22 protein-coding genes are annotated in these 25,670 nt (G+C 65.2%); 14 read left to right on the forward strand and 8 right to left on the reverse strand.

Going from position 1 to position 25,670, the window contains the following annotated elements; all coding sequences use genetic code 11:
• The first annotated feature begins 7 nt into the window (after positions 1 to 7).
• The 6 genes from H290_RS0111450 to H290_RS0111475 are packed head-to-tail and all read left to right on the forward strand — an operon-like array spanning position 8 to position 6,323.
• The gene (locus tag H290_RS0111450) at positions 8 to 1,051 is read left to right on the forward strand and encodes a thiamine pyrophosphate-dependent dehydrogenase E1 component subunit alpha (protein ID WP_231373559.1); all 1,044 of its coding nucleotides are present in this window, start codon (positions 8 to 10) and stop codon (positions 1,049 to 1,051) included.
• 19 nt (positions 1,052 to 1,070) lie between these two features.
• Entirely contained in the window at positions 1,071 to 2,093 is a 1,023-nt protein-coding gene (locus tag H290_RS0111455; protein ID WP_020106945.1) for an alpha-ketoacid dehydrogenase subunit beta, read from the forward strand.
• A 2-nt stretch (positions 2,094 to 2,095) separates the two neighbouring features.
• On the forward strand, positions 2,096 to 3,490 hold the full coding sequence (locus H290_RS0111460) for a 2-oxo acid dehydrogenase subunit E2 (protein WP_020106946.1): 1,395 nt from the start codon (positions 2,096 to 2,098) through the stop codon (positions 3,488 to 3,490).
• A 13-nt stretch (positions 3,491 to 3,503) separates the two neighbouring features.
• Positions 3,504 to 3,908 carry a Zn-ribbon domain-containing OB-fold protein gene (locus H290_RS0111465; RefSeq protein WP_020106947.1) on the forward strand — a complete coding sequence of 135 codons (405 nt, stop codon included), beginning with the start codon at positions 3,504 to 3,506 and terminating at the stop codon, positions 3,906 to 3,908.
• Entirely contained in the window at positions 3,905 to 5,056 is a 1,152-nt protein-coding gene (locus tag H290_RS0111470) for a thiolase family protein (RefSeq protein WP_020106948.1), read from the forward strand. Before H290_RS0111465 ends, H290_RS0111470 begins: the two co-directional genes overlap by 4 nt.
• A 16-nt stretch (positions 5,057 to 5,072) precedes the next feature.
• Entirely contained in the window at positions 5,073 to 6,323 is a 1,251-nt protein-coding gene (locus tag H290_RS0111475) for an acyl-CoA dehydrogenase family protein (RefSeq protein WP_020106949.1), read from the forward strand.
• 94 nt (positions 6,324 to 6,417) lie between these two features.
• Here H290_RS0111475 and H290_RS0111480 read toward each other — a convergent pair whose 3' ends face one another.
• Genes H290_RS0111480 through H290_RS0111490 form a run of 3 tightly spaced genes read right to left on the reverse strand, consistent with a single transcriptional unit; the run spans position 6,418 to position 10,657 of the window.
• Positions 6,418 to 7,488: an acyl-CoA dehydrogenase family protein gene (locus H290_RS0111480; protein ID WP_051121973.1), complete on the reverse strand. Its 1,071-nt coding sequence runs from the start codon at positions 7,486 to 7,488 to the stop codon at positions 6,418 to 6,420.
• 5 nt (positions 7,489 to 7,493) lie between these two features.
• Entirely contained in the window at positions 7,494 to 10,037 is a 2,544-nt protein-coding gene (locus H290_RS0111485) for a putative PEP-binding protein (protein ID WP_020106951.1), read from the reverse strand.
• Positions 10,034 to 10,657 carry a hypothetical protein gene (locus H290_RS0111490; RefSeq protein ID WP_020106952.1) on the reverse strand — a complete coding sequence of 208 codons (624 nt, stop codon included), beginning with the start codon at positions 10,655 to 10,657 and terminating at the stop codon, positions 10,034 to 10,036. Before H290_RS0111490 ends, H290_RS0111485 begins: the two co-directional genes overlap by 4 nt.
• A 201-nt stretch (positions 10,658 to 10,858) precedes the next feature.
• Between H290_RS0111490 and H290_RS0111495 the strand changes: the two genes are divergently transcribed.
• Together H290_RS0111495 and H290_RS0111500 are read left to right on the forward strand one after the other, a co-directional pair.
• Positions 10,859 to 12,337: an aldehyde dehydrogenase family protein gene (locus H290_RS0111495; RefSeq protein ID WP_020106953.1), complete on the forward strand. Its 1,479-nt coding sequence runs from the start codon at positions 10,859 to 10,861 to the stop codon at positions 12,335 to 12,337.
• Positions 12,338 to 12,370: 33 nt separating this feature from the next.
• Complete coding sequence (locus tag H290_RS0111500) at positions 12,371 to 12,859, forward strand: nuclear transport factor 2 family protein (protein WP_036518735.1); 489 nt, start codon at positions 12,371 to 12,373, stop codon at positions 12,857 to 12,859.
• A gap of 4 nt (positions 12,860 to 12,863) precedes the next feature.
• Here the strand turns inward: H290_RS0111500 and H290_RS0111505 are convergent, their stop codons facing one another.
• Positions 12,864 to 13,385: a VOC family protein gene (locus H290_RS0111505; RefSeq protein ID WP_020106955.1), complete on the reverse strand. Its 522-nt coding sequence runs from the start codon at positions 13,383 to 13,385 to the stop codon at positions 12,864 to 12,866.
• Positions 13,386 to 13,647: 262 nt separating this feature from the next.
• On the opposite strand from H290_RS0111505, the gene H290_RS0111510 reads away from it, so the two are divergent.
• The 6 genes from H290_RS0111510 (at position 13,648) to H290_RS0111535 (ending at position 20,439) form a co-directional block, all read left to right on the forward strand.
• Positions 13,648 to 15,174, forward strand: coding sequence for a sugar ABC transporter ATP-binding protein (locus H290_RS0111510; RefSeq protein ID WP_020106956.1), 1,527 nt, complete (start codon positions 13,648 to 13,650; stop codon positions 15,172 to 15,174).
• A gap of 31 nt (positions 15,175 to 15,205) precedes the next feature.
• A complete protein-coding gene (locus H290_RS0111515) occupies positions 15,206 to 16,234 on the forward strand; it encodes an ABC transporter permease (RefSeq protein WP_155976803.1) in 1,029 nt (342 codons plus the stop codon).
• 78 nt (positions 16,235 to 16,312) lie between these two features.
• Positions 16,313 to 17,437 (forward strand): substrate-binding domain-containing protein, encoded by a 1,125-nt coding sequence (locus H290_RS0111520; RefSeq protein WP_020106958.1) that lies wholly within the window; start codon positions 16,313 to 16,315, stop codon positions 17,435 to 17,437.
• 123 nt (positions 17,438 to 17,560) lie between these two features.
• Positions 17,561 to 18,373, forward strand: coding sequence for a sugar phosphate isomerase/epimerase (locus tag H290_RS28370; protein WP_020106959.1), 813 nt, complete (start codon positions 17,561 to 17,563; stop codon positions 18,371 to 18,373).
• 32 nt (positions 18,374 to 18,405) lie between these two features.
• Complete coding sequence (locus tag H290_RS0111530) at positions 18,406 to 19,383, forward strand: TIGR03621 family F420-dependent LLM class oxidoreductase (protein WP_020106960.1); 978 nt, start codon at positions 18,406 to 18,408, stop codon at positions 19,381 to 19,383.
• 9 nt (positions 19,384 to 19,392) lie between these two features.
• A complete protein-coding gene (locus H290_RS0111535; RefSeq protein WP_020106961.1) occupies positions 19,393 to 20,439 on the forward strand; it encodes a zinc-binding dehydrogenase in 1,047 nt (348 codons plus the stop codon).
• 428 nt (positions 20,440 to 20,867) lie between these two features.
• Here the strand turns inward: H290_RS0111535 and H290_RS0111545 are convergent, their stop codons facing one another.
• The 4 genes from H290_RS0111545 to H290_RS0111560 are packed head-to-tail and all read right to left on the reverse strand — an operon-like array spanning position 20,868 to position 25,458.
• Positions 20,868 to 21,650 carry an SDR family NAD(P)-dependent oxidoreductase gene (locus H290_RS0111545; RefSeq protein ID WP_020106963.1) on the reverse strand — a complete coding sequence of 261 codons (783 nt, stop codon included), beginning with the start codon at positions 21,648 to 21,650 and terminating at the stop codon, positions 20,868 to 20,870.
• The gene (locus tag H290_RS0111550) at positions 21,647 to 22,753 is read right to left on the reverse strand and encodes a zinc-binding dehydrogenase (protein ID WP_020106964.1); all 1,107 of its coding nucleotides are present in this window, start codon (positions 22,751 to 22,753) and stop codon (positions 21,647 to 21,649) included. Before H290_RS0111550 ends, H290_RS0111545 begins: the two co-directional genes overlap by 4 nt.
• On the reverse strand, positions 22,750 to 23,703 hold the full coding sequence (locus H290_RS0111555) for a TIGR03619 family F420-dependent LLM class oxidoreductase (RefSeq protein WP_020106965.1): 954 nt from the start codon (positions 23,701 to 23,703) through the stop codon (positions 22,750 to 22,752). The genes H290_RS0111550 and H290_RS0111555 overlap by 4 nt, the downstream gene beginning before the upstream one ends.
• A complete protein-coding gene (locus H290_RS0111560) occupies positions 23,704 to 25,458 on the reverse strand; it encodes a PEP-utilizing enzyme (protein ID WP_020106966.1) in 1,755 nt (584 codons plus the stop codon).
• Between the last annotated feature and the right edge of the window lie 212 nt (positions 25,459 to 25,670).

The following is a 25,670-nucleotide window of genomic DNA, read 5'->3' on the forward strand; positions in this document are numbered from 1 at the left end:
GTTCGTGGTGACTTCGACCGCGACCAACGCAACGTCGGCGGCCCCGGCGGACTCCGTCTCGGAACCGATCGGCTCCAACGATCCGACACCGAGCAAGGACGTACTACTCGATCTGCATCGACGCATGGTGCGGATCCGGCAGTTCGAGACCGAGGCAGGGCGTCTGATGGAGGGCGGCAAGCTTCCCGGCTTCCTGCATCTCTATGTCGGCCAGGAAGCGGTGGCCGCCGGCGCGATGAGCAACCTGCGCGATACCGATCAGATCTCCTCCACCCACCGAGGGCACGGACACGCCGTCGCCAAGGGCGCCCAGTTCCGGCAGATGTTCGCCGAACTCTTCGGCCGCGTCGACGGGTACTGCAAAGGGCGTGGCGGATCGATGCACATCAACGACCTGTCGATCGGCATGCTCGGTGCCAACGGCATCGTCGGCGGCGGTATCCCGATCGCGGTCGGTGCTGCGTTCGCCGCGAAATACCGCGACGAGGACACGGTGGCCATCCCGTTCTTCGGTGACGGTGCCAGCAACATCGGCGCATTTCACGAGGCCGCGAACATTGCCGGAATCCTGAACCTTCCGGTGGTTTTCGTCTGTGAGAACAACGGCTACGCCGAGTTCACCGCGCTGCGCAATCACATGAAACTCGAGAACGTCGCCGATCGTGCTCCGGCATATGGCTTCCCGAGTGAGATCTGCGACGGCATGGACGCGATCGCGGTGCGCGCGGCCGTGGGACGCGCCGTCGAGCGTGCCCGCACTGGTGGCGGACCGTCGCTCGTCGAGGCCAAGACCTATCGCTACTACGACCACCAGGGTGTGAAGGGGTTGCGCAAGACGTACCGCACCGAGGAAGAGGTCGAAGCCTGGAAAGACCGGGACGCGATCAAACTGCTCGAAGCGCGCGCGGTGTCCGAGGGCATCGTCACGGAGTCCGAGTTCGCGGCGATCTGGGCCGAGGTCGATGCCGACATCGCCGAATCTGTGGCCTTTGCCGAGAACAGCCCGTTCCCAGACCTGGCCGACTTCGCCCTCAACGTCTACAGCGACTGAACCCGAGAGAGCTCAAACTATGTCTACTGCAACCGAATTGGCAGCCGAAAAGGCACCCGCAGCCCGCCAGACCACCTACGTCAAGGCCTACAACGAAGCCGTCGCACAGGTGATGCGTGAGGACGACAACGTCTTCATCATCGGTGAGGACGTTGCCGGCTACGGCGGTGTCTTCCACATGTACGACGGGATCCTCGACGAGTTCGGTCCCCGCCGGGCGGTCGACACCCCGATCGCCGAGATGGGACTCATCGGTCTCGGAGTCGGTGCCGCCGCCCGCGGACTGCGCCCGATCGTCGACATCATGTTCATGGACTTCCTCGCGGTCGCTCTCGACCAGGTGGTCAATCAGGCCGCCAAGATGAAATTCATGTACGGCGGCGAGGTCAAGGTCCCGATGGTCATCGCCGTCGCCTACGGCGCGGGCGTGAGCGCCGGTGCGCAGCACTCCCAGAGCCTGGAGACCTGGCTGGCGCATACCCCTGGTCTCAAGGTGGTCATGCCGTCCAACGCCTATGACGCCAAGGGCCTGATGGTGGCCGCGGTGCGCGACGACAACCCGGTCATCTTCATGCTCAACAAGGTGCTGCTCGGCGCACGCGCTGAGGTGCCCGAAGAGATCTACGAGATCCCGATCGGTAAGGCCGCGATCCCGCGTGAAGGTGACGACGTCACCATCGTCGCGTTCGGCCGCATGGTCGCCGAGGCACTCAAGGCCGCCGACATCCTCGAGCAATCCGGAGTGTCCGTCGAGGTCGTCGACCCCCGCTCGGTCCAGCCCCTCGACACCGAGGCCATCGTGAAGTCGGCGTCCAAGACCAACCGCATCCTCGTCGTGCACGAAGCCGTGACGTTCGGGGGCATCGGCGCCGAGGTCGCAGCCCAGATCCAGGAAGAGGCGTTCGACTACCTCGATGCCCCGGTCCTGCGCATCGGTGCGCCGTTCACCCCGGTGCCCTTCAGCACGCCACTGGAGAAGGCGTATGTCCCCGACGCGGATCGCATCGTGGCCGGAGCGCGCCGACTGCTCGAAAGGAACTGATCGTGGCTCAGCAGATCGTGCTGCCGAAGTTGGGGCTCACGATGCAGGAGGGTGTCATCGGGGAGTGGGTGGCCAGTTCTGGCCAGCACATCGCTCTCGGCGACACCTTGCTGCGGTTGGAGACCGACAAGGTCGACGTCGACGTGGAGGCAGAAGGCGAAGGCATTCTCGCCACCGTGGCCCAGACCGGAGAGGTCCTCCCCGTGGGGGCACTCATCGGCTGGCTGCTCGCCGAAGGTGAATCGACTCCCGAGGGCGCTGCTCCGGCGGCTGCAGAGGAGACGGTTGTCGAGACGGCCGCGCCGGTGGCCCAGGTCGTGGGAGGCCCCGACGACGGGTCTCGCATCAAGTCGTCACCGAATGCCCGCCGCGTCGCGGCAGCAGCGAACGTCGACCTTTCGGCCGTTCGCGGGTCGGGTCCCGGCGGCCGGATCGTCTCCGAAGATGTCGAAGAGTTCGTGGCCGCAGCTCCCGCTGCCGTCCCGGCGCCGGCAAGCACCGTGTCCGGCGAGGTCGCCGGACAATTCGTCGGACCGATCGTCCGCCGTCGCGCGGCCGAGCTCGGTGTCGACCTCTCGCACATCACCGGCACCGGAGTCGGTGGCCGCATCACGAAGTCGGATGTCGAGAAGGCGGCCGGCTCGTCAAGCGCACCGGCAGCAGCGAAGCCGTCCTCCACGCCGGCCCTCGTGGCCGGACCGCAACCCGGCGACGTGATCCCACTGACGGGCATGCGCGGTGCGATCGCCCGCAACATGGTCGACAGCCTGCAGACGATGGCTCAACTCACCCACGGGTACGAAGCCGACGTGACCGCGCTGGTCGCAGTACGCGAACAGCTCAAGGCCGAAGCCGCGCAGTCCGGTTCGAAGGCGCCGAGTCTCAACGACTTCATCGTGAAGGCCGCTGCGATGGCACTTCGCGAGCACCCGTTGCTCAACGCGGGCATCACCGACGACAAGATCGTCCTCTTCGAGGAGATCAATGTCGGTGTGGCCGTCGCGGTCGAGAACGGTCTGGTGGTGCCGGTCGTGCGCGGGGCGGACGAGCTGTCTGTGTCCGGGATCGGCAGTGCGACAGCAGCACTGGCCACCGCCGCCCGAACCGGAAAGCTGGCTCTGGCAGACATGGAAGGCGCGACGTTCTCGGTGAGCACGCTCGGCGCCTACGGTGTCGACTTCTTCACACCCGTCATCAATCCCGGCAATGTCGCGATTCTCGGTGTCGGGCGGGTTAAGGACGGATTCCGATGGGAGGGTGAGACTCCGGTCAAAACCCAGGTCCTCACACTGAGTCTGACGTTCGATCATCGGGCCGTCGACGGGGCTCCGGCCGCGGAGTACCTGCGCACCCTGCGTGGTGTTCTGGCTCGACCGCTGAGCCTGCTGGCCGGGTGACGAGGAGCGGATCGTGACGAACAGTGCCGTCGTGAATGGCAAACCGGTCGACGACGAACTCTTCGCCCAGCTGGATCCTCCGGCCCTGGCGGGAAGTGGCTGCGCGGATTGCGATGTGGTGGTCTTTCCCGCGACGGCACGGTGTCCGGGCTGTGCCGGTGAGAATGTGGCGCTCCAAGCGCTGCCGACTCGCGGCACGGTCTGGACCTGGACGACACAGTCGTTCGCCCCCAAACCGCCGTATGAGAAGCCGGCGTCGGGATTCGAGCCCTTTGTGGTCGGGTACATCGACCTGGGTTCGGTGCTCGTCGAGTCACGCATCGTGGGTGCGGTGGCGATCGGAGATCAGGTCGAGTTGCGGTTGATCCCGGTGAACGACACCGAATTCACCTTCGCCTTCGAGAGGGTGGCCCCATGAGCGCGTCCGACATCTACGTGGTCGGCGCCGGAATGCATGCCTTCGGGCGGCACGACGGTGTCTCCGGTATGGACATGGGCGAACACGCTCTGCGGGCCGCGTTGGCCGATGCCGGGATCGGCTGGTCCGACGTGGACGCCGCCGTCGGTGGCAGCAACGTCTCGGGCAAACCCGATTCGCTTGTGTCGCGCCTCGGTCTGACCGGAATTCCGTTCACCACAGTCAAGAACGGATGCGCCACCGGAGGAGTCGCGCTGTCGACGGCCACCGACATGTTGACGTCGCGGCGGGCGAATGTGGTGGCGGTGGTCGGATTCGACAAGCATCCACGGGGTGCCTTCGGCACCGATCCCGCGGCCTACGGTCTCGGCCAGTGGTATGCCCGCACCGGGATGATGGTCACCACACAGTATTTCGCGATGAAGACCAGACGCTATTTCCACGAACACGGACTCGACGAACACGCACTGGCCGCGGTGTCCGAACGCGCATTCGCTAACGGCGCAGCGCATCCGATGGCCTGGCGACGTAAACCGTTGACGGCCGAACAGGTGCTCGCATCGGCGCCGGTGAACGATCCGCTCACCCAGTACATGTTCTGCTCACCGGGAGAAGGTGGGGTCGGTTTGATCCTGGCCCGCGGTGATCGCGCATACGACATGTGCGACAAGCCGATCCGGCTCGCAGCGGTCGAGGTCCGGACGCGTCGGTTCGGTTCGTTCGAGGTCTTCTCGCCCTGGCTACACACCGACCCCGTCCACAGTCCGAGCATCGACGCGGCCGCGGCAGCCTTCGCCGGTGCCGGCGTTGCTCCGGCCGATGTGCAGGTCGCCCAGTTGCAGGACACCGACTCCGGCTCGGAGATCATCCACATGGCCGAAACCGGGTTGTGTGCGCACGGCGAGCAGGGAAAGTTGCTGGCGTCCGGTGCCACCCACCACGACGGCAGCCTGCCGATCAACACCGACGGTGGATGCCTGGCCGGCGGCGAACCCATCGGGGCCTCCGGCCTCCGGCAGGTCCATGAAGTGGTCCGGCAATTGCAAGGCCGGGCCGAGGGCAATCAGGTCCCGGGTGGACCGGTTGTCGGCTTCACCCATGTCTACGGTGCGCCGGGGCTGTCCGCCTGCACAGTCCTGACAGCGTGATCACGAAAGGCATACAGTGACAAGAACACTCGATCAGGTACCGGAACTCTCGAACTTCGCCGAGGAGGTACGTGCCTGGCTGTCGTCCATGTTCGCACCGCGATCGGCGCAGTCCTCACGCGACAAACCCGACCTCGCGGTCTTCCGAAATCTGTCCGATGAGGACGAGTTGCAATTGCTGAACGCGGTGCGCGACTATCGGCGACGGCGTTTTGATGCCGGCTACGGCGCGGTCACCCTGGCAGTCGAGCACGGTGGGCGGGGGCTGCCGGCGTCGTTCGCATCCGCCATCGCACAGGCCGAGCGAGACTTCGAGGTCCCGCCGTCGACCGAACTGATCAGCGTCACAACAGGTCTGGTCGGACCTGCCGTGGCCATGTTCGGCACCGAGGAACAGCGCATCGCCTACGCGAATCCGCTGCTGCGGACCGACCTGCTGGCGTGTCAGCTCTTCAGCGAACCCGGCGCCGGCTCCGATCTGGCGGCGCTGAGCTGCCGGGGTGTCCGCGAGGGCAACGAATGGGTGTTCAACGGACAGAAGGTGTGGTCGTCGGGTGCGCGGTTCGCCGATCTGGGCATGCTGCTGGCACGCACCGATCCGGATCTGCCGAAACACAAAGGGATCACAGCATTTCTGATCTCACTGGACGCACCGGGCGTGGAGATCCGGCCCATCCGCCAGATGAGTGGTGGCAGCTCGTTCAACGAGGTATTCCTCCAGAACGTGCGGGTCTCGGACAGCATGCGTCTCGGTGAGGTCGGGCAGGGGTGGAAGGTCGCGAACGCCACACTGGCTTTCGAGCGCACCGCGTCGGGTTCGGTCACCCGGAAGAAGGGCGGCTCGGTCGCCGAACTCGTCGAACTCGCGCAGTCCCTCGGCATGGCCGACGATCCGTTGGTGCGTCAGAACATCGCCGACGTCTACATCCGTTCCGAGCTACGGGCAGCGACCGCCGATCGGGTTGCCCGGGCCGCCGCAGCCGGGAAGTCGCCGGGTCCGGCGGCGTCGGTCGGCAAGTTGATGGCGTCGGACGTCCTGGGGCGAATCGGTGAGATCGCGGCAGATCTGCTGGGCAACAACATCACTGCGGACATCGATCACGATCAGTTCGCGTGGACCGAGCATCTTCTGGGTAGTCCGGGTTACCGCCTCGCCGGTGGCACCGACCAGATCCAGCGCAACATCATCGGTGAGCGGGTCCTCGGTCTCCCGCCGGAACCCCGCGAGAACCGCGATCAGCCGTGGTCGCAGCGCGACAAGCGCTGATCGGCAGACGCACAAAACCACACGCTCCAGTCAAAACCAGGTGTTGCAACTGCTGGTTATGACTGGAGCGTGTGGTTTTGTGCGTAGGGGCGGGTTACCAGGCGAGAGCGGCAGCTAGGCGTTCGCGATGCATCGCTGAGCCGCCGAGAAGTTGGGCGTCGGCCCGGGCCCGGCGAAAGTACAGGTGGCAGTTGTGTTCCCAGGTGAACCCGATTCCGCCGTGGAGTTGGACGGCTTCGGCGGTGACCGTGCGGTAGGCGTCCGAGCACCAGGCGCGGGCAACTGCACTCGCCTCGGTCAGGTCATCCGCATCGACGGCCCGGGTGATGGCGGAGCGACTCGACTCGACGAGCACCAGCAGGTCGGCGAGGGTGTGTTTGACGGCCTGGAAGCTGCCGATCTCCCGTCCGAACTGGCGGCGTTCCTTGACGTAGGCGACGGTGTTGTCGAGGCTCGCCTGGGCTCCACCGAGTTGCTCTGCCGCCAGCACTATACAGGCGACATCGAGTGCGGGAAGGACTGCGGCGGAAGCTGTTCCACCCGTCGTCAGGCGTCGACCCGATGCCTTCGACAGGGTGACCGATGCCTGGGCGCGCGACAGATCGAGGGTTTCCAGCGGGGAGATCAGGACTCCGTCGTGCGGTGCCTCGACGACGAAGACGTCGGGCCCGGACTCGGTATCTGCGACGACGACGATCCAGGGGCAGGCCTCGGCACCGACAACCGACGGCGCGTGGCCGTCGAGCAGCCATCGATCATCTGACTTCGTTGCGGTGAACAGGGTGTCGTCCGGTGACCACCAGCCCTGGCGATTCAGGCCGGCAAACGCGGCAGGTTCCCCTTCGGCAATGCTCGTCAGCACATCTTCGGCATCGTTGACCCGGATGAGTACCTGGCCGGCGAGTACCGACGACAGGAACGGCACCGGCAGCAACGCCGCGCCGAGTTCCTCGGCAACGACAACCAGTTCGGCCAAACCACCGATGCCGCCGACGGATTCGGGGAGCCCGATCGCACTGACGCCGATCTGTTCGGCCAGGACCGACCACGCGGGCTCGTCCCATCCGGAACCGTTCGGGTCGAGGCGACGACACAGGTCCGGACCGCCGAGTTCGGTGGCCGCGGCGTGTACGGCTGCCCGCAGGTCGTCCAGTTCGGTACTCATCGAGTTCACTCTTCTTCGAGGGCGGCGTGGGCCGCTGCCAGTCGGGCGACGGGAACGCGGCGTGGGGAGCACGAGACATAGTCCAGGCCAACCTTGTTCAGGAAGGAGATGGACGCCGGGTCGCCGCCGTGCTCGCCGCAGACTCCGAGTTTGACGCCGGGCCGGGCCGCACGAGCGGCGCGCGCGGCCATCGAGACGAGCGCGCCCACCCCGTCTCTGTCGAGGACCGCGAATGGACTGTCCGTGAGCAGGCCGTGCTCCAGGTAGTGCACGAGCATCGTCTTCTCGACGTCGTCGCGGGAGAACCCGTAGGTCAGCTGCGTGAGGTCGTTGGTCCCGAACGACATGAACTGTGCGTGCTCGACGAGAGATTCGGCGAGAAGTGCCGCGCGCGGGGTTTCGACCATGCTGCCCACGAGATACGGGACCTGGACCCCGGTATCGGTCGCGACGACCTCGGCCGCCTGATGGACCTGCTCGATGGCCTTTTCGAGTTCGCCGGGTAGCGAGACCAACGGGATCATGACCTCGAGTACCGGCGTCAGGCCTTCGGCGCGCACTGTCACCCACGCCCGGAACAGCGCCTCGGCCTGCGCGGGATACAGCCGCTGCTGCACCATCGCGTAGCGAACTCCTCGCAGACCGAGCATCGGGTTGGATTCGTGTGTGGCCGCGGCTCTTTCGGCCTGCGCCGCGTCCCGGTATTCACCGTCGGAGGGCAGGAATTCGTGCAGCGGCGCGTCGAGGAGCCGAACGGTGATCGGCCGATCCCCGACGACGCGCAACAGGTCGGTGAAGTCGCTCTGCTGGGCGGCGGTCAACGCCGCGATCGCCTCGATCTCCTCGGCCTCGGATTCGGCGAGAACCAGCCGCTGTACCAGAGGTAGCTGCGGCCCGAGGAACTGATGTTCGGTGCGGCACAGACCGATTCCCTCGGCGCCGAGTCGAAATGCGGTGGCGGCGTCTTCGGCGTTGTCGGCATTGGTGCGGACCCGTAGCTGCCGGATCTCGTCGGCCCAGCCCAGCAGTACCTCGAGTTCCGCGGAGGGTTCGGCGGGACGGATGGAGACGGTGCCGCAGTAGATGTCTCCGGTGCGGCCGTTGACCGACACCGTGTCACCTTCGGCCAGTGTGGTGCCGTCGGCGGAGACCGTTCCGGCTCCGGCGTCGATACGCAGCGTCGTGGCACCGCACACCGCGGGTCGTCCGGCACCGCGGGCCACCACGGCGGCATGCGAGGCGAGCCCGCCGTTGGAGGTGACGACCGCGGTGGCCGCCATCAGTGCCGGGACATCGGCCGGACTGGTTTCGGAGGCGACCAGGATGACGTCTTTGCCCTGGGCGGCAAGCTGCAGTGCGCGCTCACTGGACAACGCGATCTCGCCGGTCGCGGCACCGGGCGAAGCCGGCAGCCCGCGGGCCAGGAGCTGTTCACCGCCGGTGAGTTTCAGTTGGGCGTGGAGAAGATCCTGCATGAGGTCGGGTTCGAGCATGCGCACCGCCTCGCTCCGGTCGATCGAGTTCGCGTTCGCGAGATCGACGGCGAGGTTGGTGACCGCCCGTGGCCCCGGATGTTCGAGGGCACCGGCGCTGAGCAGGGCGAGTTGACGGTCGCGGACCTCGAACTCGATCTCCGCGACGCCACGCAGGTGGGGTTCGAGCGTCGCGAAGATCTGGTCGAGGATCGCGACGCCGCCGGGGGTGTGCCCGAGCGACTCACCGGGGCCCGGATTCGGGTCGGCGCGACGGACACCGAGATGGAAGACACCGTGGGGTGCGTACTTTCCGGTCTCGAGATCGCGGCTGATCGCCGAGCCGTATCCGGACTCGTTCCACGACCCGAGTCGTAGCGCCCGAACGTGCAGAGCGATGCCGAGATCGTCGGGCAGCGACAGTGCCTTGCGTACCCGCTGTCCGCGCGGCGAAGCCCAGCGGGCGAGCATGGCCTTGGCGGCCAACCCGAGTTGTTCTGCCGGATCGGCGGGGAAGGGTGCACCGGTGGTGTTCTCGATGAGTTCGAGGAGCGCGGGAACCCGCGTCCGGCTGTCGGGGTGGTCGTCGTCGAGATCATCCAGATCATCGACGTCGACGTCCAGCGCGCCCTCGGCGACGAAGCGGAGGTTGGCGGCCCACGAGTCGTAGATGTCGCGGTCGCGGCCGATGACCTCGACGAGCGCGTCGATGTTCCGGCTGGACAGGCCGATGACCGAGATGGCCGGGGGTAGTGCGGAGACCGGAACCGGTGCGCTGCAACGCAAGTGCATGAGCATGGGGCGACGCCCGGTGCGCACGGCGGGCCAGATCCCACGGACCGCGAGCTTCTCGAGCAGGTCGATCGCGGTGTTGGCGGTCTCCCGATTCTGGAGCCCGGTACCGGAGCCGATCGGGACCGTCAGTCCGGGTACGACCGGGAGTCCGAGTGCGACCAGATTGTCCATCTCTACGCCGTGGACGCCGAGAACATCGGCGCCCAGACCGCGGGCGCGGCCCTGGCCGTAGGGTACGGCCACCCTGGTCGCGGTGTGAAGGGAGTTGTCGAACAGTGTCATTCGGCGCTGCCCTGGACGAGCTTCTCTTCGAGGGCCTCGTCCTCGGCGCGGCTGACACCCAGCATCATCAGGACGTGCTGGTGCAGCCACATCCACACCGTGTGGTAGCCATCGGTGAGGGGTGAGGTCAGCGACGCGGTGTCACCGCCGTCGAAGCGCTCGAGGGCGACACCGAGGCGGTCGCGGTAGTCGAGCAGCGGTGCGGACTGCTTGCCCGCCCGGCGCAGCATCTTCGAGACCGCGGTGTGGATGTCGTCGAGTTGATCCCGGATCCCCGCGTCGTACTGCGGGTCGGAGTGGTCGTTGGGCGAACCGTCGGGGCGGCACTGCCAGGCCGTGCAGAGTTCGCGCAGACGGCGGTTGACGGGCAGGAAGGCGTGCAGGAAGTCGGTGACGACCTGTTCTTCCTCGCCACCTTGGGGGAGCCGGACCAGCTCGCCCGCAGTGGCCTTGCCGGCCGGGGTGGGCATCACCATCGGACCCTTGGCGATCGCGTCACCGGAATCGATGACCATCTGCAGCTCCGGACTGATCGGCCCACGGACCATTCCCTTGACCACGAGATCGACCAGTTCACTCGAAGCGGTTGGTGCGGGCGTGTTGGTCGCGAGGTCGTTCATGGGTGCTCCTGAAAACGGTTCGGGTCCCGGTCGGGGACTGGTTGGCAGGTGACGGACGCGCGCCACCGGGCCTGACTGTGACGGTGCTCATAACCTACCCAAATAGTAGTGGATGTCAAGAAAGCCATCAGAAATATGTACAGAATTGAAACGTGCTAGTTACTTGACACAGACTCGTCTAAGTTGGCTAGGGTATGTGTGATGGCCGCCACTCGGGGCGAACAGGCAGAGAAAGCGAGTCCTCGGATGGACGATCGGCACGAGTTCTACATCGGTGGCAAATGGGTCCCGTCCTCGGGCGATGAACGGATCAGCGTCGTCGAAGCGGCGACCGGTGAACTGCTCGCGACGGTGCCTGCAGGCACGGAAGACGACGTCGACAACGCCGTGGCGGCGGCCCGGGCGGCCTTCGGTGAGTGGTCGAACTCGGCAGTCGCCGACCGCGTCGCCGTGCTGAGGCAGATCGCCGACGGGCTGGTCGACCGCGAGACTGAACTCGCCGAGATGATGGCCCGCGAGGTCGGCACCCCGATCGCGCGTTCGCGCAGCGTCCAGGTCGGGCTGGGTGTCACGATCTTCCGCTCGATGGCCGACATTCTCGAACAGACGCCGCTGGAGGAACGTCGAGGTAACTCGCTGATCCTCAAGGTCGGGATCGGTGTCGTCGGGGCGATCACGCCCTGGAACTATCCGCTGTACCAGCTCGCGGCCAAGGTCGCGCCGGCGATCGCTGCCGGCTGCACCACCGTCGTGAAGCCGAGCAGTGTTGCGCCCCTTGCCGCATTCGTGGTTGCCGAGATCGCCGACGAGTTGGGCCTGCCCCCGGGCGTGCTCAACGTCGTCACCGGGGCCGGTGGCCGGGTCGGGGAGCGACTGGCCGGACATCCGGATGTCGACCTCGTCAGTTTGACCGGTTCGACGTCCGCCGGCGCCCGCGTCGGGCAGGTAGCTGCAGCCGACATCAAGAAAGTGACCCTCGAACTCGGCGGCAAGTCGGCCTTCATCGTTGCGCCGGACGCCGATGTCGACGCGGCGGTCACGGCGGCGGTCCGGAGTTGCTACATCAACAACGGGCAAACCTGTGCCGCCACCACCCGGCTGCTCGTCCCGGTCGACCGGCTTGAGCAGGTCGAGGCGAAGCTGGTCGAACTGGTGGGATCTCAACGGGTCGGGGATCCACTGGACGAGGCGGTCGACATCGGGCCGATGGCATCGCGCGAGCAACAGCAGACTGTGCAGCGGCTCCTCTCCGAGGTGCCGGCGAAGGCGCACTTCCTCGTCGGTGGTCCCGGAGAACCGGCCGACCTGGACGAGCGGTTGCAGACCGGATTCTTCGTGCGGCCCACGGTGGTGAGCCGTATCGACAACAACGCGGCGATCGCGCGTGAAGAGGTCTTCGGTCCGGTCCTGGCCGTCCTCACCTATGAGGGTGTCGACGAAGCGGTCAGCATCGCCAACGATTCCGACTATGGGCTCTCGGGCGGGGTCTTCGCGGCCGATGACGAGGCGGCGATCGCGATCGCGCGCCGGCTGCGGACGGGTCAGGTCTCGATCAATGGTGGCCGGTTCAATCCGTTGGCACCGTTCGGTGGGATGAAGAAGTCAGGGATCGGCCGCGAGCTGGGTCCGGACGGACTCGACGAGTACTTCGAGACGATCTCCCTCCAGCTTCCCTCGTGACACCCCAGAACCGACGACGAAAGTGATATGCCGATGACCAGTGACGCAGACCTGAACACCGCACATCGTGAGATCACCGGACTGATGGCGCGTTTCGCACGCGGTATCGACCTTCGCGATTGGGAGCTCTACCGGTCGGTGTTCACCGACGAGATCGAGATCGACTACAGCAGCTATCGGCCGGGCAACGCAGGCCCGTTCAAGGCGGACGACTGGGTGCAGCGCGGCCGGATGCTCTTTCCCGGACTGACTGCGTCGCAACACTTCCTGTCGAACCTCGACATCACCGTCGACGGAGACCGCGGTACGGTCATCTCCTACGTGCGCGCCGAGCACGTCCTGCCGAACACGGCAGGTGACGCGATGTTCACCATCGGCGGGTACTACACCGATTCCGTTGTGCGGGTGGATGGTCAGTGGAAGATCTGCCGCAAGCAGCTGACAGTTCTCTGGAACTCCGGGAATCCGCAGGTCCTCACGATGGCGCGCGAACGCGCGGCAGCATTGCTCGCCGCCGCCTGAGCGCTCACATGTCACGAACCGGGTCGGTGCGATCCCAGTTCGTGGCAGCGTCGGCGACCTTGCGGTAGAGGGCCAGAATCGTCGGCCGTGGTTCATAGATCTCCACGAGGTGTCCGAGCTGTGGACGGGCGTCGTGGAAGGCAAAGTTGTTGCCGTTGCGGGTGGTTGCCGTCAGGAGGGCGGGCCAGCCCATCTCGGCATAGCGGCGTTGCTGATCGTCGAACGACGAAACCATGATCGCGACGTGATGGATCCGATTGCGTGCCAACGTCGTCTCGGCGAACTCCGCCGGCTGCGCGGTGTGGGTCTGCACCAGTTCCACTTGGACGCGGCCCCATTGGCCGTAGGCCGAGGAATGATCGAAACCACCGACGGTGTCACCCGGACCACGAGCGTCTGTCACCGGGTTACGCCGGACGAAGAAGGGGCCCGCCCCGGTGCGGAATGAGAACTCTTTCGCGGCCAAGGCCACGTCGTCGACCATGTAGGCGATCTGGACGACGCTCCCGAGTTCGTAATCAACCACTGAACCAGTCCTCACTGTTGGGGTGCCCGGCCGTCACCGGCTGTTGGCTAACTTTGAAGTGACTATAGATAGATAGGCCTGTCCGCAGGAGCAGGATGATCGAAACGATTAGATTTTGCTCCCCGCTCAGCACTAACAGTGCAGGTTAATCGGCAGAATATGATTCTTGCTCGAACGCTGGACATATCCATGTACATAGTTCAGTATGATCTAGGTAACAAAAGTTCAGTTCAAGTAACTCACCTCACGTAGGTAGGCACTCATGACAGATGCGCTCACAATCAGCGGTCTATCCAAGACGTTCGGCGGCCAGCGGGCCCTCAGCGACGTGGATCTCTTGTTGGCGCCGGGCGAAATCCGGGGCCTGGTCGGCCAAAATGGTTGCGGGAAGTCAACGCTGATCAAAGTTCTTGCCGGATACCATGATCCGGACGAAGGTGCCGAGATCAAGGTGGCCGGACACGAGCTGCACCTCGGCCTCCCGGGTAGTGGCGAGGCTGCCGGCCTCCGATTCGTCCATCAGGAGCTGGGCCTCGTCGACAGCCTGGACGTGGTCGACAACCTGGCTCTCGGGCACGGTTACAAGACCACTTCCTTCGGCACCATCGACAATCGTGCCGAGCGGGCCCAGGCCAAAACTGCGCTCGCCGAACTGGGGTTCGACCTGAACCTCAAGAAGCTCGCCTCCGACCTCACCATGAGTGAGCGCACGATGCTCGCCGTAGCCCGGGCCGTGCAGGGACGTGCCGGTGAGGCCAACGTCCTCGTCCTCGACGAACCCACCGCCAATCTTCCTGCAGCCGAGGCAGTTCGGCTCTTCGATCTGGTCCGCAGGATCCGTGATCGTGGTGTCGCCGTGCTCTTCGTGTCGCATCATCTTCACGAGGTCTTCTCGTTGTGTGATTCGGTGACCGTGATGCGGGACGGCAAGGTCGTCACCACCCGCAAGCTCGAAGGACTTGACGAACCCGGGCTCGTCGAGCTGATGATCGGCCGACGCGTCGACGAGTTCCTCGCCGATCCCGAGGGGCAGACCACAGACTTCACCGGCGAACCGGTCCTCGAGGTCAGCGGACTGACCTGCGGAGCGGTGGAAGACCTCAGCTTCACGATCCGGGCGGGTGAGGTTCTCGGCATCGCCGGGATCACCGGTTCGGGACGGGAAGAGATGGTGCCGGCCCTGTTCGGGGCCGAAACACGCGGCGGCACGGTTGTCATCGAAGGCAAGGAGGTCGGCAACGGGCGCCCCGACCTGGCGATGGCGGCCGGGATGGGTTGTGTTCCCGCCGAACGGTTGAGCAACGCCGCCTTTGCCTCGGCATCCCTGCGCGAGAATGTCTCGGTGGCCGACCCGTGGGCCTACACCAAGGGTGGAATGCTGCGGGTCAAGCGCGAAAAGTCCGACGTCGCAACGTGGCTCGAGCGTCTCGGCGTTCGCCCGACCGGCGACACCGAACGGCATCTGGGCACCCTGAGCGGCGGCAATCAGCAGAAGGTCGTGCTGGCGCGATGGCTGCGACGCAAGCCACGGGTACTGCTCCTCGACGAGCCCACCCAGGGCGTCGACATCGGTGCGAAAGCCGATATCCACACGCTGGTCGACGAAGCCGCCCAGGCCGGCGCGGCGGTACTGGTGGTGTCCACCGATCACGGGGAACTGGCCCGTCTGTGTGACCGCGTGATCGTTCTGTCGGTCGGCCGTGTGGTCGACGATTTCTCCCGTCCCCGGATCGACCCTGATCGGTTGACCGCCTCGACTCTGAAGAAGCCCGCTCGCGCCGAGGCGTGACCTCCTTCCGAGCATCCGTGAAAGGATCACCATGACAACGCAATCGCACGAAGGTAAGGCGATGCCGCCGAAGAGCCCACCGCCGGGTGGTGGCGGCCCCGTTCCAGACGCGCCCACGCGCCGCAAGATCAATTTCGGACTCGATCGATTCAGCGGCCTGTACGTGTGGGTCGCGATCATCGTGCTGTTCGCGATCTGGATTCCGGATCTCTTCCTGACCGAGGGCAACTTCCGCATCATCGCGGGAGATCAGGCCATCACCGCGATGCTGGCCATCGGCCTCATCGTGCCTTTGGCAGCAGGGGTTTTCGACCTCTCGATCGCCGGCGTGATGGGCTTCTCCGTGGCGATGGTCTCCTATCAGCTCTCCAAAGGGATCAGTGCCCCGATAGCGATCATCACCACGCTGCTCTGCGGTGCCCTCATCGGTGCGGTCAACGGTTTCGTGGTGGTCAAACTCAACGTCGACTCGTTCATCGCCACCCTGGGTATGTCCAGCATCCTGCTCGCCGGAACCTACTGGGTGACCGACGGGAAGCAGATCACCGAGGGATTCAGCGACGGTTTCCTCGACATGGGAAGCAAGCCGTTCCTCGGTCTGCCGCTGCCGTTCTACTACATGATCGCGGTCGCTGCAGTCATGTACCTGGTACTGGAGAAGACACCACTGGGCCGCTATCTCTACGCCACCGGAGGTAACCGTCAGGCGTCCCGTCTGGCCGGACTCCGAGTCGAGCGAATCATGTTCGGCGCCTTGGTCACATCAGCGACCATCGGAGCGCTGACAGGGGTGATCCTGGCCGCCAAGCTAGGTACCGCCGCACCCGACATCGGTCCGTCCTACCTGCTCCCGGCATTCTCGGCCGTCTTCCTCGGTTCGACCCAGATCCGCGCCGGCCGCGTCAACGTGCTCGGCACCCTCATCGCGATCTACCTCCTCGCCACCGGCGTCAAGGGGCTGCAGCTGGCGGGCGCCCCGAGTTATGTCAACGACCTCTTCAATGGTCTCGCCCTCATCATCGCCGTGGCGCTCGCCGCCAGGACGGCCCGGCGGGCCTGACTTCGCGCCGCGGCCACACCGGCCACGGCACCAGCGTCACCTTCATGGCCGAATGGCCTACCTCTGAAAGGAAATTCAGTGAAAACCAGCACCTGGACAAAGGCGATCGTCGCCATTGTGTCCGCGAGCGTCTTCGCGACAGCATGTAGTAGTGGGGACGACGGTGGAACCGGTCAGGCGGCCGACGTATCCGGTGCCCAAGCCGTTGCGGACCAATATGAGACGGCGCCCACCAACCTCGTCCTCGACACCCCGCTGAGCAAAGCCCCGGCCGAGGGCAAGTACGTCATCAGTATCGAAACCCCGCAGCCCATCTCGAGTGCGAAGAACGATGCGATCCAGCAGGCCGCCGATCTGCTCGGCTGGCGCTACCAGCGGATCCTGATGGGAACCGATGCCGAAGCCGCACCCAAGGCATTTGATCAGGCAATTGCGTTGAAGCCGGACGCCATTCACTTCTCGGGTACGCCGGTCTCGATGCTGAAAAAGCAGATCGACGCGGCCGATGCCGCCGGTATCGCGGTGATCGCCGACAGTGTCGGTGACGAACCGATCCCCGGCCTCATCTCCACGTCTCTGGACGGAACCGCTCAGGTTCAGGAGTGGGGCAAGATGGTCGCCAGCCAGGTGGTCGCCGACAGCGAAGGTGACGCCAACGTCGCGGTCATCACCATCACGGACTACCCGATCCTCAACGTGTACACCGACGCCTTCACCGCGCAGATGAAGGCCCTGTGCCCCGACTGCAAGGTCGAACTCGTCAACCAGCAGGTCACCGATCTGGGAACCAAGACCCCGCAGAGCATCGTCAGTACGCTGCAGCGTGATCCCGACATCAACTACGTGGTGTTCTCGTTCGGCGACCTCGTACTCGGTGTGGACGCGGCCCTTCGAGCGGCCGGACTGCAGGATCAGGTGACCTTCGCCGGTCAGACGCCTACCCCGGACAACCTGAAGGCACTCAAGGACGGCGACAACAGCGTGTGGGTCGGGTTCCCGGTCCAGATCCTCGGATGGCGTGTCCTCGACATGCTGGCCCGGCATTTCAACGGCGACGACCTCGCGCCGGCCGATGCCGCCTTCCTGCCGACGCAGCTGCTGAACTCCGACAACATCGACTCGGCGGTGCTGGACGAGGACACCGGCTACTACGTCGGTGTGGCCGATTACCAGGACCAGTTCAAGGCCCTGTGGCTCAAGTAGAGAACAACAGAGTATGACGCGACACTGCCCGGGCCGAGCGTGACCGCCCGGGCAGTGTCCGTTCATCTGACCTGACACCGTAGATCGGATCTGCCAGTGAAAGCTCCTCAAGCACAACGCATCGTGTCCCTCTCACACCTGTCGGCAATTCGGGTTCCACCACCGCAGTTCATCGAGTACGCTGCGCTCGGCGGGTTCAACGCCGTGGGTGTCCGGGTGGCGCAGACACCCACCGATCGCGGATTCCAGCTGATCGCGGGATCGGCGATGCTGCGCGACACCAAGTCGGCTCTGGCCGACAACGGGATGCGCGTCCTGGACGTCGAAGTGGTCAAGCTCCACCCGGGCAGCTCGCGAGCCGACTGGGTCGCGGTGCTCGAGGCCGGTGCGGAACTGGATGCGAGTTTCCTGTTGGTGACGGTGCTCGACGACGACTACGACAGGGCCACCGCGAATTTCGCGGAACTGTCGGGGCTCGCTGCCGACCACGGTCTCCGATGCTGTCTGGAGCCGATGATCTTCTCGTCGGTCCGTGACGTGGCCGCAGCGACGAACTTCGTTGCCGACGCACATAATTCGGATGCGGGTGTGCTCATCGATGCCCTGCACTGGTCGCGCGCGGGGTCCGATCTTGCCGAGCTCGAAGCGATCGACGACGATTTGCTGCCGTATTGCCAGATCTGCGATGCGGTCTCCGCCGAACCTGCCACCGATCACAACGCGGCGATCACCGAGGCGAGGACCGATCGGCTCGCTCCCGGCAGGGGAGCATTGCCACTCACCGAACTCCTCCGTGCGATGCCCTCGGCTGTCGCGATAAGCGTTGAGGCACCGTCGGCCCGGAGTGTCTCCGATCCACGTGGATGGATTGCCGAACTCGGTGAGGCCACGCGTGAAGTGCTCGAGTCGGTGACCCAAATACCAAGCCAGGCATAGTGAAAACCCGAAAAGAATGAGAAACTGTAGTCATGGCCAATAAACTCCATAAACCCTTTCGGTTCGCTGCTCAGGTCTACCGGGCGAACACCGGGCAGGAATGGCGCGACGTCGCGCACAAGGTTGAGGACATGGGCTACTCGGCTCTCCATGTGTCCGATCACTACATCGGCCCGGGTGCGGCGCTCGACCCCACCGGTCATCGCCCGGTGACGATGGCGCCGATCACGAGCATGGCGGTCGCTGCCGAGGTCACCGATACCTTGACGGTGGGGTGCAGAATGTTCTGCACCAGCTATCACGAGCCGGTGGTCCTTGCGAAAGAGGCTGCAACACTTGCCATGTTCGCTCCGGGCCGCATCGAGATCGGGCTGGGTGCGGGCTGGCTCGGGGCCGAGTATGAGGCCATGGGTATCGAGTTCCCGTCCGCCGGACTGCGCGTCGACCGCCTCGAAGAGACCGTGGACCTGATCGCCCAGCATTTTTCCGGCAGGGAGATCAAGGTCGACGGTCAGATCGTGAAGGCACAGGACTTCCTCCCGCTACCGGTTCCGGAATCGACACCACCGATCATGATCGGCGGTGGCGCCCGGCGCGTACTCACGCTGGCGGGCCGGTCCGCCGACATCGTCAGCATCAATTTCAACAATCGATCCGGTGTGCTGGGGTCCGACAGCGTCCTGACGTCCACGGTCGACGAGACGCACAAGAAGATCGGTTGGGTACGTGCCGGGGCCGGCGATCGGTTCGACGACATCGAACTCGAGACCGGGGCCTACTTCGTTGCCATCGACGGCCAGACCGACGTCACCGAAGAGGCCCTGATGGGTCGCACCGGGTTCTCCAGCGAGGAACTCCGTGCGTTCCCGCATGCGCTGGTCGGATCCGTCGACGACATCTGCGACCAGCTGGAGCAACGCCGCGAGGAGTTCGGCTTCTCCTACTTCACCATCGGTGATCGGGCGTATGAGCAGTTCGCGCCGGTCGTCGAGCGTATGACCGGAAAGTGAGACCCAGTGATGACGACAGCGACCGAGAGCAAGTACGTACACATGAGCGCGCCGGGTGTCGCGGAGACCGTGGTCGGTGAAGACCTGGTCCCCGCACCGGACGGGGTGATCGTCGACATCGGTTATTGCGGGATCTGTGCGACCGACACCCACGGATTCACATCGGCCGCCCTGCCGCCTGCGGTGTTCGGGCACGAGTGGATGGGAAGGATCAGCGCCATCGGTGCCGACGTCACCCATCTCGAGGTCGGGCAGCGGGTGGTCGCCGGCGTCGGACCGGCCTGTGGCGTCTGTGCCCAGTGTCGGGCCGGGCACGCCGCGAACTGTGATCTCGCCTTCGCCGAGGCCAACGGGATCACCGACGATGCTCCGGTGCATGGCGGATTCGCCACCAGGCTGAAAGTGTCTGCACGGCGGGCCATACCCGTCCTCGACGCCCTCTCCGACGAAGAGGCGGCATTGATGGAACCGGCGACGGTGACGTTCCATGCGGTTCGACGCGCAAACCTGCGCCTCGGATCGACGGTGGTGATCCAGGGCGCCGGACCCATCGGATTGCTGACTGCCCAGCACGCCCGCGCCGGCGGTGCCGGCCGAGTCCTGGTCAGCGAGCCGTCGGAGGCCCGCCGCGCCGCGGCGTCCGCGCTCGGATTCACGGACGTCGTCGAACCGGGAGGCCTGTCTGCTCTGCTCACGGAGGTGTCGTCCGGACTCGGCGCAGACGTGCTGTTCGAATGTAGCGGTGTGGCAGAGCTGTTCCAGCCCTCCGCCGAATTGGTACGTCGCGGCGGCACCCTGGCCCTGCTCGGCTACCCGGGAACCAATTCATCTGTGAGTTATGGAGATTGGCAGAGCCGAGAGCTGACGGTCATCGGATCGCTGGCCTATTCACACGAAGACTTCCTGGGCGCCATGACACTCATCGCCGAAGGACGGGTGGATGTGCGCTCGCTCCACACCGGCACCATCGGTCTCGGCGAATTGGTCCCCATGTTCCACGAGTTGGATTCCGGCACCAGCAAACACGCAAAAGTCCTGGTCGACCCCCGCCGCTGACCACCACCCCACCACCCCCGTCGAGCGTGCCGAAATCACCGTCGACCGTGCCCAACCGCCCGCCGCCCGCCGCCGAGCGTGCCGATAACGCCGCCGAGCGTGCCGAAATCACCGTCCAGTGTGCCAAAAAGCATTGCACACGAACAGGTTAGGCACACTCGGCGGTAACGAGGGCACGGTCGGCGGCGTTATCGGCACGCTCGACGGAGGGGGCGGGGGTCAGACCGCCGCCGCACTTTGTGCCCCGTCGGCCGTGCTCAAACCGACCACCGTCGAGCGTGCCGATGCTACCGCCGAGCGTGCCGAAATCACCGTCCATTGTGCCGAAAAGCATTGCACACAAGCAGGTTAGGCACGCTCGGCGGTAACGAGGGCACGGTCGGCGGCGTTATCGGCACGCTCGGCGGAGGAGCGGGGGTGGTGGGTGGTCAGACCGCGGCGCGCTGGGGGACGGGGATGGTCTGGCCGCTGCCGCAGGTCGCGCCACCGTCGACCGGGATCGTGGCGCCGGTGACAAACGATGCCAGTGGTGAGGCCAGGAAGGCGATGACCTCACCGACCTCACGTGCGGTTCCCCAACGATGCAGGGGGACCATGGTTTTGAGTGACTCGTAGCGGTCGGGGGTGTTCTCCTCGATGCGCTTGGTCATACCGGTACTGATCGGCCCGGGGCAGACGGTGTTCACCCGGATGCCGTCGTTCGCGAGATCGAGGGCGAATGAGCGGGCCAGGTTCACGACGCCTGCCTTCGCGGCCGCATACGGCCACCGGTTCGGCTCGCCGCCCAGCGCCGTCGCGGACGCGGTGATGACCACCGAGCCGCCACCGTTGCGGCGAAAGGCCGGGATGACCTCGCGGACACCGAGAGCGACCGCCCGCAGGTTGACGTTGATGGACTGATCGAACACCTCCATGTCGAGGGTCTCGATCGATCCGGACGCCGGAACTCCGGCGTTGAGGATCAGGGCATCGACGCGACCGAACGACGTCTCGGCCAGTTCGATGGCAGCGCGGTTGTCGGCGTCTATCGTGACGTCGCCGATGAACGGAACCGCGTTCGGATACTCGCTCAACCAGGTCAGCGATTCGGGTGAGGTGTCGAAGGCGACAACGGACCCACCGCGCTCCAGGATGATCTCGACCGCCGCGCGTCCGATACCGGAGGCGGCACCGGTCACCACTGCCACGATGCCGCGGGCTGGATTGTTCATGCTGTCGCCTCCATTTCGATGATTGCGCGGCCGACGATCTCACCGCGGGCCAATGCCTGGTATGCCTCGTCTACCTGGTCGAGCGTGTAGCGCCGGGTGATGATGTGCTCCGGCTCGACGATTCCGGCCGACACCATGCGCAGGAGCGCCGGCATATCGCTGCGGGCCTTGGCTCCATACGAACCGTGGATCTCGAGTTTGCGTCGAACCAGGCGCGCCAGATCGATCTGGCCGGTGCTCCCGGCCGGGGCGATACCCACGACGACCGCACGGCCACCGTCGTCGAGAATGTCCATCGCGGTTGCGAAGGTGTGCGGGTTGCCGAGCGCCTCGAATGCGACATCGACACCGTGCCCGTCGGTCAATGCCTTCACCGCGGCCACCGCATCGGTGTCCCGCGAATTGATCGTGTGGGTGGCACCCAGGGCGGCAACGGCTTTGAGCTTGTCGTCGTTGACGTCGATCGCGATGATCTGCGAGACACCCGCTGCGACCGCGAACTGCACGATCGACGATCCCACGCCGCCGGCAGCGATCACGGCGATGCGATCGCCCAGTTCGAGGTCTGCGTTGTGCACTGCACCGAGCGCGGTGAATGAACTGCAGCCCAGGATGGAGACCTCGCCGAGGCCGACACCGTCGGGCACCTTGAAGGCGTCGGACGCGGGGACGACACAGTATTCGGCCAGTCCGCCCATCGAATACATCGCGAGAGGGGTGCCATCGTGCCGGGCAAGGCGCGATTCCCCGTCGTACAGGGTTCCGTTGAGGCGGTTGTGCGCAAAGAACTTCTCGCACAGGTCTTCCAGGCCCCGCACACAATGCCGGCAGTCCCCGCACGGCATGATGAAGCTGCAGACCACGCGGTCGCCGACGGCGACGTTGTCGACTCCTTCTCCGATGTGCTCGACCACACCGGACACCTCGTGACCGAGGACCGCGGGCGCCGGGAACTTCACTTCCGACTTCAACACATGCAGATCGGTGTGGCAGACGCCGCATGCGGTGACCTTCAGCAGGATCTCGCCGCGCCGTGGCTCGGGCCGGGGTATGTCTTCGATGGTCAGGGTCGGGCCGGAGCCGTCCCATACTGCTGCCTTCACTGACAAACCTCTTTCGTGGTTTCCGCCGCCTCGGATTCGTCACGGGCGGTCTCGAGCAAGGACGCGAGCCGGGCCGGTGCCTGCGCCCAGTCATGCGCGGATCGCATCTCGTCCCAGAAATTGATCTCGATGATGAACTGTTCGGCACCGGCGGCGACGGCTGTGCGGATGTCACCACGCACACCCTCGATGCCCTGCCCGCCGGATCCCACCGCGTCGGTCGGCCGCTGCAGATAGGAACGGAGGAACAATCGCACCGGATCCCTGCCGGCAGGACGCATCTCGCGCATCGTGTCCAGCTGCTCGAGCAGCGCCTCGGATGTTCCGCTACTGGGATTCCAGATGTCGAAGAGCGCCGCGGTGCGAGCCAGCCCCGTGGCCGAGCGCAGACCGGAGAGCAGTGGCGGATGCGGTTGCTGGATGGGCTTGGGCCGGATCACCGAGCGAGGGATGGTGAAGAACTCGCCCGAGAACTCGACCGGATCGGGACCCCAACAGGCCTGCACGGCGGCGACGAGTTCACTCATCCGCCGGCCGCGGGTGCGGGGATCGACGTCCATCTGGGCGTGTTCCTCATCGGACCAGCCCGCCCCGAGACCGGCGACGAGGCGTCCCCCGGAGAGCACATCGAGTGTCGAAAGACGTTGGGCGAGTTCGACAGGACGGTGATAGCCGGCGACCAGAATGCTGCTGCCGATCGTCACGTCCCCGGTACAAGCCGCCACGAAGGCCATCAACTCGGTGGCGCCGAGCACCGATCGATAAGCCGGGTGCACGCTGGTGGTGTGCCGGCCGCCGTAGACCGACTCGTTCGCTTCCGGGTAGAACAGATGTTCCTGGACCCACAGGCTCGCGAAGCCCAATTCTTCTGCCGATCTGGCGAAGTCGCAGATCGCGCCGGCGTCGACGTGTTCGCCGAGCTGGGGCAGGGTCAGACCTACTTTCAGCATCTAGAGCACCGTGACCGTTCCGGTGTTGCCGTCGACCTCGATCATGGCACCGTCGGGGATGCGGGCGGTCGCGTCATGTACCGACACCGCGCAGGGGATGCCGAGTTCACGGCAGACGATGGACGAGTGGGTGATGGTCGCACCGACATTGACCACCACGCCGCCCGCGAAGACGAACAGCGGCGTCCAGGCCGGATCCGTCTGGGGCGCAACGATGATGTCGCCTTCACCAAGGTCGCCGATGTCGTACGGGTCGTGCAGGATCCGGGCGCGTCCGCGACTGACACCGGGGGCGCCGGCCACACCGGACAACGAATCACCCGGGACCGCGATCTGAGCCTTGTGCTCGGTTCGCTTGGGCCACTGGGAGAGCGGGAGCGGCTCGAACAGGAAGAACGGCGGTTGGAGGTCGAACAGGGCGAGGTACTGCTCACGGCGCTCGGCGATGGTGCCCTTGAACGATTCGGGATCGGCCGCGAACGAGTCGAGCTCGTCGTCGAGCAGCATGGTGATGTCGTGATGATCTTCCATGATCCCGCGGTCGACCATGCGATGACCGAGTTCGTATAGGGCCATGCGCATCTCGCCCATCACCTTGACGCAGGCAGTCTTGGTGCGCTCGCGCCACGGCATGAACTTCGTGATCGATTTGGCGGCATCGAGGAAACTCTGCCGGGTTTCGGCGTCGGGCATCTTCGCTGCGAGTTCAGCCGTGAGCGCGATTCGTTTGGCCTCGTTGCGTTCGCGGATCAATGCGGGGTCCGCCTCCGGCGGGCTCAGCCGCATCCCGTTGATGGCCAGCAAGGCCAGGACGGGCTTGGATTCCCAACTGTCCGAACGGATATCCCACTCGTTCGGCGCGCGCGAACCGTACTTGTAGAGGAAGTCGTCGAAGTCCGCTCCGAACTGCTTGGCATCGGGGGAACCGCTGGCGGCGAGATCATCGAGGAGCGTGGCCAGACCGTTGTCGAACATCGCGGTCAATTCTTCGGAAGCCGCGACTGATCGGCCCAGGTTCCACAGGGCGTAAGACGGTGCGGCCGAGTCGACCCCACCGAGTCCGCTGAGCAGGTCGCCGAGTTTGTCGGCCTCGCCGATTGTCTCCAGCAGGGCACCTGCGACAGCAGGACCCATCGTCGAGAGGGTGGTGGTGACCGGGTGGTAGGCGTAGCAGAAGATGAGGTCGGGGACGAATGAGCGCGCATGATCGATGAGTTCCTGGTCGCTCAGCGACGTCAGGTCCGGGCGCTGCTCGCGAGCGAGATCAGCGCGACGCTTGGTTTCCTCGGCCTCGGGATAGGTATCGGTGGTCAGCGACCACGCGGTCTTTTCGGCGAGCCCGGCGGTCAACTCGGCGTTCGCGTGTCCGGGCTTCTCGACGTACTCCGGAATGTCGGGATGATCGCCGACCCACAGGGTGTTCCAGACGGGCACCGTCAAACCCGGCAGGCGGGCGCCGTTGAGTTCGGTCATCGAGAAATTGGTGTAGTGGTAGCCGCCGAAGTTGCCGATGATCTGGGGCATGACTTCGTCGATCTCCGACGGAAGATGGGTCCCGAGATGCTCGACGTATCCCTCGCGCCAGCCGATGTTGAGGCCCTTGTTCCAGACCAATGTGACGTTCAGTGGGCTCGACGGATCAGGTAGGACCTCGCCGGCATTCGCCCGGGTGTAGACGGGGTATTCCTCGCTGAAGTCCCAGTCCGTGATCCATCGATCGGGCACAGCCGACGTGGGTTCCTGCTCGTTGCTCATGGAGTCCTCCTGGAAGTCGGTGCCGGACTGTATTTCAAGTCACACTATAGAAACATCGCCTGAATTGAAACATGTACAGAGATATTCCTCAGCAAGTTGAGCAACTATTCCGCGATATCGTACGATCCACTAACTTGACGGTGCATCTAGTAACAGGGTCGATTCTGTGGGAGACTCAGCTCACATCCCCTGTTGTGCGCCGCGAGCAATCC

It is taken from the genome of Nocardia sp. 348MFTsu5.1 (genome assembly GCF_000383535.1).
GTDB classification, from domain to species: Bacteria; Actinomycetota; Actinomycetes; order Mycobacteriales; family Mycobacteriaceae; genus Williamsia; species Williamsia faeni.